Origin of the sequence: Cyanobium sp. N5-Cardenillas (assembly GCF_024345515.1) — a bacterium.
Classification (GTDB): Bacteria; Cyanobacteriota; Cyanobacteriia; order PCC-6307; family Cyanobiaceae; genus Cyanobium.
In genome coordinates, this window is record NZ_JAGQBG010000151.1 from 1 (window position 1) to 7719 (window position 7719).

The 7719-nt window shown below is 68.9% G+C and carries 12 protein-coding genes; 4 read left to right on the plus strand and 8 right to left on the minus strand.

The features are described from left to right. Both KBZ04_RS11910 and KBZ04_RS11915 read right to left on the minus strand, forming a co-directional pair. The coding region (locus KBZ04_RS11910) for a cytochrome d ubiquinol oxidase subunit II (RefSeq protein ID WP_254992130.1) at positions 1-489 on the minus strand (489 nt) is incomplete at its 3' end. Then, a complete protein-coding gene (locus KBZ04_RS11915) occupies positions 489-1892 on the minus strand; it encodes a cytochrome ubiquinol oxidase subunit I (protein ID WP_254992131.1) in 1404 nt (467 codons plus the stop codon). The genes KBZ04_RS11910 and KBZ04_RS11915, both read right to left, overlap by 1 nt. 169 nt (positions 1893-2061) lie before the next feature. Here KBZ04_RS11915 and KBZ04_RS11920 point away from each other — a divergent pair, with 169 nt between their 5' ends. Continuing rightward, positions 2062-2709 (plus strand): methyltransferase domain-containing protein, encoded by a 648-nt coding sequence (locus KBZ04_RS11920; RefSeq protein ID WP_254992132.1) that lies wholly within the window; start codon positions 2062-2064, stop codon positions 2707-2709. On the opposite strand, the gene KBZ04_RS11925 is transcribed toward KBZ04_RS11920, so the two are convergent. From KBZ04_RS11925 to pdxH, 4 genes are all read right to left on the minus strand, one after another. Continuing rightward, complete coding sequence (locus KBZ04_RS11925; RefSeq protein WP_254992133.1) at positions 2695-3246, minus strand: rhodanese-like domain-containing protein; 552 nt, start codon at positions 3244-3246, stop codon at positions 2695-2697. The two genes, KBZ04_RS11920 and KBZ04_RS11925, sit on opposite strands and share 15 nt — an antisense overlap. A 41-nt stretch (positions 3247-3287) precedes the next feature. After that, a complete protein-coding gene (locus KBZ04_RS11930; RefSeq protein WP_254992134.1) occupies positions 3288-4409 on the minus strand; it encodes a rhodanese-like domain-containing protein in 1122 nt (373 codons plus the stop codon). A gap of 51 nt (positions 4410-4460) precedes the next feature. Then, on the minus strand, positions 4461-4925 hold the full coding sequence (locus tag KBZ04_RS11935; protein ID WP_254992135.1) for a DUF4079 domain-containing protein: 465 nt from the start codon (positions 4923-4925) through the stop codon (positions 4461-4463). 114 nt (positions 4926-5039) lie between these two features. Then, positions 5040-5717 (minus strand): pyridoxamine 5'-phosphate oxidase, encoded by a 678-nt coding sequence (gene pdxH / locus KBZ04_RS11940; RefSeq protein ID WP_254992136.1) that lies wholly within the window; start codon positions 5715-5717, stop codon positions 5040-5042. A 100-nt stretch (positions 5718-5817) separates the two neighbouring features. On the opposite strand from pdxH, the gene KBZ04_RS11945 reads away from it, so the two are divergent. The 3 genes from KBZ04_RS11945 to KBZ04_RS11955 all read left to right on the plus strand — a co-directional run bounded on the left by KBZ04_RS11945 (position 5818) and on the right by KBZ04_RS11955 (position 6888). Then, entirely contained in the window at positions 5818-6066 is a 249-nt protein-coding gene (locus KBZ04_RS11945; RefSeq protein WP_254992137.1) for an antitoxin MazE family protein, read from the plus strand. Next, positions 6063-6392, plus strand: coding sequence for a type II toxin-antitoxin system PemK/MazF family toxin (locus tag KBZ04_RS11950; RefSeq protein WP_254992138.1), 330 nt, complete (start codon positions 6063-6065; stop codon positions 6390-6392). The genes KBZ04_RS11945 and KBZ04_RS11950 overlap by 4 nt, the downstream gene beginning before the upstream one ends. A gap of 127 nt (positions 6393-6519) precedes the next feature. Continuing rightward, positions 6520-6888, plus strand: a complete 369-nt coding sequence (locus tag KBZ04_RS11955) for a hypothetical protein (RefSeq protein ID WP_254992139.1) — start codon at positions 6520-6522, stop codon at positions 6886-6888. 18 nt (positions 6889-6906) lie between these two features. Here KBZ04_RS11955 and KBZ04_RS11960 read toward each other — a convergent pair whose 3' ends face one another. Continuing rightward, a complete protein-coding gene (locus KBZ04_RS11960) occupies positions 6907-7308 on the minus strand; it encodes a type II toxin-antitoxin system VapC family toxin (protein WP_254992140.1) in 402 nt (133 codons plus the stop codon). Then, positions 7305-7553, minus strand: a complete 249-nt coding sequence (locus KBZ04_RS11965) for a FitA-like ribbon-helix-helix domain-containing protein (protein WP_254992141.1) — start codon at positions 7551-7553, stop codon at positions 7305-7307. Before KBZ04_RS11965 ends, KBZ04_RS11960 begins: the two co-directional genes overlap by 4 nt. Positions 7554-7719: the final 166 nt, after the last annotated feature.

Consider the following 7719-nt stretch of genomic DNA (forward strand, 5'->3'; position numbering starts at 1 on the left):
CAGGCTGCTGCCGTTGACCCAGATCCAGGGGGAGCCGATGAAGTGCCCATCGGCGTCGGTGGGCAGGCCCGAGAGCACCGTGCCCAGGCAGATCCCCTGGGACGCGGCGGCCAGCAGGCTGCCGAAGCCGAAGGTGAGGTTCCAGGGACGCTTGTCGATGGCGTTCTCGCGGAACTCGAAGGCCACCGCCCGCAGGATCAGGCCGAGGATCATCAGGTAGATCGGCCCGTAGAGGGCCTTGAGGATCGTGCCGTAGGCGAGGGGAAAAGCGCCGAACAGCGCCCCACCCATCAGCACCAGCCAGGTTTCATTGGCATCCCAGATCGAGCCGAGCGAGGCCATCAGCATGGTGCGCTGCTTCTCACTGGGGGAGGTGAGCGACAGGATCCCCACCCCCAGATCAAAGCCATCGAGGATCACGTAGAGGAGCAGGAACAGGGCCAGGATCACGAACCAGACCACCGGCATGAAGACATCGAGGAAGTCCATCAGTCGGTTGGCAGGGGGAGCGGTCCGCGGATGGGACCCGTCGGTGGTTCCAGGGTGAGATCGGGACCCTTGCGGATGATGCGGGCGCCGAAGATGAGCGCGAAGACCAGCAGGGTGGCGTAGAGGAGGCTGAAGCTGCTCAGGCTGATCAGCACTTCCTGGGCCGGCAGCTGGGAGGCGGCCTCGGAGGTGCGCAGCTGGCCGTACACCGTCCAGGGCTGCCGGCCGACGCAGCGCACGATCCAGCCCGACTCGATGGCCAGGTAGCCGGCCGGGGCGGCCAGGATCCAGCACCAGCTCAGCCAGGCCTGACGGCGGAAGAACTCGGGTGTCAGGCCGGTGCGCCACCACAGCAGCACGGTCAGGCCCATCAGGGCGGCGACGGCGACGCCGATCCCCGCCATCAGGCGGAAGGCGTAGAAGATCAGCCCCACCATTCGGGGGCGTTGGTCGGCGGGCCAGCTGTTCAGACCGCGCACGTCCTGGCTGAGCCGGGGCCGGCCTTCGAGGATCCAGCTGAGCCCGCCGGGCAGGCCCACCGCCCAGCGGTTGCGGCCGCCGTTCTCATCGGGCGCGGCGATCACGGTCCAGGGGGGAGCCTCGCCGGCGGCCTGGTTCTCCCAGATCGCCTCCATGGCGGCCAGCTTGGTGGGCTGGTGCTCGGCGACCTGCAGGCCGCTTTCGTGGCCCGCCACGATCTGAAGCGGAGCCACCACCAGCAGAACCACCAGGGCCAGGCGGAAGGAGAAGGAGAAGAACGCCTCCGCCTTTCCGGAGAGCAGCGACCAGGCGCTGATCGCCGCCACCACCAGCATCGAGGTTTCCACCGTGGCCAGGCTCATGTGCAGCACGCTGCGCAGCATGAACGGGTTGTTGATGGCGGTGAAGTAATTCTCCACGTGGAAATGGCCGTCACTGAAGCTGCCGCCGGCGGGGGTCTGCAGCCAGGAATTGGCGCTGAGGATCCAGAACACCGAGAGATTGGCGCCGAAGGCCACCATCACGGTGGAGAGGAAGTGGATCACCGGCGGCACCCGGTTCCAGCCGAACAGCATGATGCCGAGGAAGCCGGCCTCGAGCATGAAGGCCATGGCGCCTTCGAAGCCGAGCACGGCCCCGAAGAAATCACCCACGAACTCCGACAGCGGGGCCCAGTTGGTGCCGAACTGGAATTCCATCGGCAGACCCGAGGCCACGCCGATGCCGAAGTTCAGCACGTAGAGCTTGGCCCAGAAGCGGGCCTGCCGGTAGTAGAGGGGGTTCTGGGTGCGCAGCCAGAGGGCTTCAAGGATCACCAGAAAGATCGCCAGGCCGGTGGAGAGCACCGGCCAGAGCATGTGGAAGATCGCCGTCAACGCGAACTGCATCCGCGAAAGAACGACGGTGTCGGCAAGCCAGTCCATCAAGTCACCGCCACGATCGGTAAGGGCTCGGATCCCGGAGTGAAAGAATGCAATGGAATGCCGGGATCACGATGCCGTTGCGAGCAGATGAACACATGGAGCGCGCCCTCCCGCTGGCCCTGTCGCCGCGGCACCAGCATGGCCCGGTCATCCGGCCCATGCTGGTGCCATGACCCCCTCCACACCGGCAGCCACCGCTGAGCCAGGCCACTGGGACCAGCGCTACCGGCAGGGCGCCGACGGCTGGGAGCTGGGCCGGCCGGCTCCGCCGCTGGAGCGGTTCCTGCGCAGCCATCCCCTGGCTCCCCGGCCCCCGGGCCCGGTGCTGGTGCCGGGCTGCGGCCGCGGCCATGAGGCCGCCCTGCTCGAAGAGCTCGGCTTCGCCGCCATCGGCCTGGATTTCAGCGGCGAGGCCCTGTCCGAAGCCCGCGGCCTCCATGGCCCGGACCGGGCCGATCTGCGCTGGCTGCAGGCCGACCTGTTTGACCGGCAGGCCCTGGCGGCGGCGGGCCTGACGCCTGGAAGCCTCAGCGGGATCGTGGAGCACACCTGTTTCTGCGCCATCGATCCTGGCCGCCGCGACGACTACATCGCCACTGTGTGCCGATTGCTGGCGCCGGGCGGCTGGCTGCTGGGGCTGTTCTGGTGCCATCGCAAGCCGGGGGGTCCGCCCTGGGGCAGCGACCCCGAGGTGGTGGCAGCCCAGCTGGGCCAGGCGGGGCTGGTGGCTGAGCTCTGGGAGCCGGCCGCCGGTTCGGTGGAGCAGCGCCAGGACGAATGGCTGGGCCTGTGGCGCCGGAGCTCAGCCCAGCCCTGAGCCGATCGACACCCGGTTCCAGGGCATGGCGGCCAGCAGGCGGGCCATGCCGCAGAAGCCGGAGACGCCGGCGAAGGTGAGCCCGGCCCCCACGAAGCCACTCAGCCAGATCCAGCCCGGGGCCACGGTCTGGGACAGGAGCACCCCCAGCAGCACCAGGCTGCCGGCGACGATCTGCACCTGGCGCATCAGCGGCAGCGGCGCCCCTTTGAGCTTGCGCACCGGGAAGCCGGCCTGCTGCCAGGCGGGCACGCCACCGAGCAAGTCGGCCACCGGATGGGGATGGCCCTGCTGCATCAGCTGGGTGAGTCCCTTGCCGCTGCGGTTGCCGCTCTGGCAGACCAGCACCAGCGGACCGCGGGGCAGGTCGGCCTGGGCCAGGCGGGAGAGGGGAACGTTGAGGCTGCCGGCGATGTGGCCGGTCACGAACTCCATCGGCTCGCGCACATCGATCACGGTGACCTCACCGGCCGCCAGCTGGTCGGCGAGGTCATGGGCGCTGATGCGGCTGGGGCTGGTCATGGTCGTGGTGGTCATGGACGGATGCAGGAGAGGGATGGACGTCAGTGGGAAGCGCTTCAGGCCTGGACGAGGCCGTCGAGGGGGAAGCCCTCGGCGGACCATCGGCTCAGGCCGCCGTGGAGATTGGCGACCTGCTGGCGGCCCGCCTTGAGCAGCTGTTGGGTGGCCAGGGCCGAGCGGCTGCCCGAATGGCAGACCACCACCAGCGGGCGATCGGTGGGAATCTCACCGGAGCGGCTCTCCAGCTCCGGCAGGGGGATCAGCAGGCTGCCGGCCACGCGCCCGTCGGGACCGTCGAACTCCTCGGCGGAGCGCACGTCGAGCACGGTGACGTCGCCGCGATGGGCGGCCACCCAGGCGGGGCTGAGTTCGGGCAGTCCGGCATAGCTGCGCGCCATGGGTGCCCAGGCCGGCGCCGCCGTGGCCTCGCGGGGCTTGCCGGAGCGCATGTTGCCTGGCAGGGCCTGGGCGATCCGGTGGGGATGGGGCAGGCGCATGTTCTCCATGTGGCCCACGAAGTCCCGCTCGGTGGCGTTGCCGCCGAGGCGGGCGTTGAAGGCCTTTTCCTCGGTGACGGAGGTGACGTTGCGGCCGGTGTAGTCGTGGCCTGGGTACAGCAGGCAGTGATCCGGCAGGGTCAGGATCTGCCCGGTGATCGAGGCCCAGAGGGTGTGGGCGTTGCCCTGCTGGAAGTCGCAGCGGCCGCAGCCGCGCACCAGCAGCGCATCGCCGGTGAAGGCCATCGTGTGGTCGTCGAGGACGAAGGTGAGGCAGCCATCGGTGTGGCCGGGGGTGGCGCGCACCTCCACGTGGCGGCCGCCGAAGAGGACGCGATCGCCGTGCTTCAGGGGACGGGTGACGTTCTCGGCTCCGACGCAGGCGGCCAGGCCGATGGCGCAGCCGGTGGCTTCGTGCATCAGCCAGCTGCCCGTCACGTGGTCGGCGTGGGCATGGGTGTCGATCGAGGCCACCAGCTCGACCCCCAGCTCGCGGATCAGGGAGAGGTCACGGTCGTGCTGCTCGAAGACCGAATCGATCAGCAGGGCCTTGCGGCTGGCCACATCCGCCAGCAGGTAGGTGAAGGTGCCGGTATCGGCGTCGAACAGCTGGCGGAACAGCAGTGGGCTTCCCCCTGCGGCGGCGGCGAGGCAGAGGGAGGGCGCGGGCGCGACAGCCATGGGTACTCAGACATCAACTGCTATGAGTATAGCCGCATAACAGTGAAATGGTCACGCCGGTGCGGGTACCGCCGCCGAGCTCAGCAGCTTCTGGACGATGGCCACACCGCTGATGGCCTGCCAGCCGAACAGCAGCAGCACCCCGCCGTTGAGCGCGATGTGCAGCCCCCGGGCCCAGTCCTTGCCCTTCTGCAGGGAGGGTCCCAGGGAGGCGGTGGCCACCACGAGCACGGCAACGGCCAGGCCGACGAACAGGTGGGGTCCGAGGATCAGCTTGCCGTTCTTCAGGAACGTGGCCCCCATCCCGCCGGCGGCGCCGAGCAGGGTGAGACCCAGAATCACCACCCCGAGCTGGGCATGGCGCTGCCCGAAGTGCAGGGGCAGCATCGCCTTGCGTTCCTCCGGGCCCACCTTGCGGATCTGGCTGGCCTTGAGTCCGAGGTAGCCCGAATAGAGCATCAGGCCCAGCAGCCCCCACATCAGGACGGGGTGGACGAAGTTGAGGGCAAAGGGCATCACACCAGGGCGAGGGAATGGATCCGCGCCGGCGGCATCCACCCCACTCTCGCCAGGGGTTCCTGGGGTGATTCCGCAGCCAACCTGGAGATTGACGGCGGCCGCGATTGGCTCTCAGGGCGCCAGCCGCTCGATGGTCCAGGCCGTCGCGCCGCCCCCCTCCCCGGCAGGCTCAGCGGGCCTGTAGCGGAACCGATCGTGCAGACGGTTGCTGCGGCCCTGCCAGAACTCGAATTCGAACGGCACCACCCGCAGCCCGCCCCAGGCCGGCGGCAGCGGCACCTCGCCATCGGCGAAACGGCGCTTCATGGTTTCCCACTGCATCTCCAGGATCGAGCGGGAGCCGATCACGGCGCTCTGCTGCGACACCCAGGCCCCCAGCCTGCTGCCGATGGGGCGCGAGAGGAAGTAGGCCAGCGATTCGGCGGCGCTGATCCGCTCGGTCCGGCCCAGGATGGCCACCTGCCGCTCCAGCCCGTACCAGGGAAACAGCAGGCTCACCTCCGGATGGGCGGCGATCTCGGTGGCCTTGCGACTTTCGTAATGGGTGAAGAAGACGAAGCCCCTTTCGTCGAAGGCCTTGAGCAGCACCGTGCGGGCGCTCGGGCGCACACCGTCGCTGGTGCCCAGCACCATGGCGTTGGGCTCGTCCAGAGCGGCGGCCACCGCCTGATCGAACCAGCGTCGGAACTGCGCCACAGGATCGTCGGCCAGATCCCCCCGCCGCAGCTCCTGGCGCCGATAGTCGCGGCGCAGCTGGGCGGGATCGGTGGGGTTGGCTGGATCGCTCATGGCCAGCCGTCGCGCGGCGTCGTGCTTGCCCCAGCCTGGGGCCTGCGGCGCGATGGGTCAGCCCTCCTATCGTGTTACATGTAACCGTAGGCGGGAGTCCATGGATCCAGCGACGAATCCCGACGACCTCCGGCTGGCGGCCACGCGACTGAAGGTGCGTGCCCATCGCCAGCGGCTGCGTTCCCAGGGGTTGCGGCCGATCCAGATCTGGGTACCCGACGTGCGCTCGCCCCGGTTCACCACCGAGGCCCGTCGCCAGAGTCTTCTGGCCAATGCCGGCTCCCATGAGGCCGAAGACCAGGCCTTTGTGGACGCCATCTCCCTCTGGCCGGATCAGGTTCAGGAATGAATCGCGGTGAGATCTGGACCGTGGCGGGCGGGCCGGCCTACGCCAGCAAGCCCCGTCCAGCGGTGATCGTGCAGGACGATGCCTTCGCCGCCAGGGATTCGGTGACCATCTGTCCGCTCACGGGCCAGACCACGGACCTCCCCCTGTTCCGCATTCCGGTGGAACCCTCCCCCATCAATGGTCTGGCCGTCACCAGTTGCCTGATGGTCGACAAGCTCACCACCGTGCCCCGTGCACGGGTGGGCCGAAGGATCGGGCTCCTCGATGACGCGCTTCTGGTGCGGCTGAATCGCTCCATCCTGGTCTTCCTGGGCCTGGCCCGCTGATCGTCTTCGGTGAAGGCATGGCCACAGGCCAGGTGCGAGACCTGCACTGTGCCCAGTGGCTGTGATTCAGCGCAGCACCAGCCGCTGAGACACCGGTGGCACTTCCCTGTGCAGCCGCCCCAGCCCCTTGGCCACCCGCGCCGTCTACTCGTTCACCGGCTTTCCCGGCGTGCCGGAGCGCCACCTCTATCTCCACCACGACGGCTACCCCACCGGCGCCGCCTGGCGTTTCGCCACGGCCCTGCGCCAGCAGCCGGAGCCGGAGGCCTTTGCGGCCGCCTTCCTGGCCAGCCAGCCAGGCGCCGAACCCCTGGCCTCCCCTGCCCAGGCTGCCGATGCCGAGTACCGCTACCGGGTGCAGCTGCTGGCCGGCGGCGCTGCTCTGCAGGTGGCCTGCTGGCGGCGGCTGCCGGGCGGCGCCACCTGGCAGTCCCGCTGCGGGCCGATGGCCCTGGAGCTGTTCATCCGGCGCTTCCTGCCGGGGGAGTCGCTGTGAACCGATTTTGAGCCGGTGTCAGGGCACGGCGTGCTCCAACGGGCTTGCAACCTCGGGGAAAGCCCGCAGCAGTTGGCGATCGGAGGTGATCAAGCGGGTCTGGAGCGCCAGGGCGGCCGCCACGAACTCACAGTCGTAGGCGCTGCAGTCGCTCGCCTCCACCAGCCGGAACACGTCGGCGGAATCCACCGGGACTTCCGAACCTTGCAACAACCCTTCCGCCTGGTCCTGGAGCCTCAGCGCCTGCTCGCGATCCAGCTGCCCGCGTCTCAGGTAACCGCTGAGCACGTTGCGCAGTTCGCTTCGCCAGAGCGCCGGAGCGGCCCATTCAGGGTCATGAAGCAGCAGCGCCTCAGCCTTCTCGGTCTGTGGACCACCCAGCAACAGATAGGCCACCACATTGGTGTCCACCACGATCATGGGCGGCCCTCGCGCTTGAAGGCATCGATCTGGTCGGGCGTGAACGCCGCTTCCGTCGGCAGGCTGTGGCGCAGGGACCGGATCTGCTCCAGTCGCTCGGCGGCGGTGATGGACTGCGGCGGAAGGGCCGCTTCCAGGCACACGATCGCTTCGTTGTTGAGGCTGCGCCGATGCTGCTGGGCCGCTTGCTTCAGGCGGCCGTAGAGGTCGTCGGGGAGATTCTTGAGGGTGAGGCTCCTGGCCATCGCCGTTGACGAGGCAGTGGCAACCATTGTGCAACCGAAACGGTGGCACTGGAACCTCATCCAAGCGTCAGGAGGATCCCCTTTCGCGATCGGCCAGCTCCTGCGGGGCGACAGCCCGATCAATCAGTTGGCGGGCCTCCGCTGTGGCACGGACTTCAAGGCACCG

Bases quoted from the DNA above. Each gene is read 5' to 3' on its own strand.
- KBZ04_RS11945 (WP_254992137.1), top strand. From the start codon at position 5,818: ATGGATCCAGCGACGAATCCCGACGACCTCCGGCTGGCGGCCACGCGA.
- KBZ04_RS11960 (WP_254992140.1), bottom strand. From the start codon at position 7,308: ATGATCGTGGTGGACACCAATGTGGTGGCCTATCTGTTGCTGGGTGGT.
- KBZ04_RS11925 (WP_254992133.1), bottom strand. From the start codon at position 3,246: ATGACCACCACGACCATGACCAGCCCCAGCCGCATCAGCGCCCATGAC.
- KBZ04_RS11915 (WP_254992131.1), bottom strand. From the start codon at position 1,892: ATGGACTGGCTTGCCGACACCGTCGTTCTTTCGCGGATGCAGTTCGCG.
- pdxH (WP_254992136.1), bottom strand. From the start codon at position 5,717: ATGAGCGATCCAGCCAACCCCACCGATCCCGCCCAGCTGCGCCGCGAC.
- KBZ04_RS11935 (WP_254992135.1), bottom strand. From the start codon at position 4,925: ATGCCCTTTGCCCTCAACTTCGTCCACCCCGTCCTGATGTGGGGGCTG.
- KBZ04_RS11920 (WP_254992132.1), top strand. From the start codon at position 2,062: ATGACCCCCTCCACACCGGCAGCCACCGCTGAGCCAGGCCACTGGGAC.
- KBZ04_RS11950 (WP_254992138.1), top strand. From the start codon at position 6,063: ATGAATCGCGGTGAGATCTGGACCGTGGCGGGCGGGCCGGCCTACGCC.
- KBZ04_RS11965 (WP_254992141.1), bottom strand. From the start codon at position 7,553: ATGGCCAGGAGCCTCACCCTCAAGAATCTCCCCGACGACCTCTACGGC.
- KBZ04_RS11930 (WP_254992134.1), bottom strand. From the start codon at position 4,409: ATGGCTGTCGCGCCCGCGCCCTCCCTCTGCCTCGCCGCCGCCGCAGGG.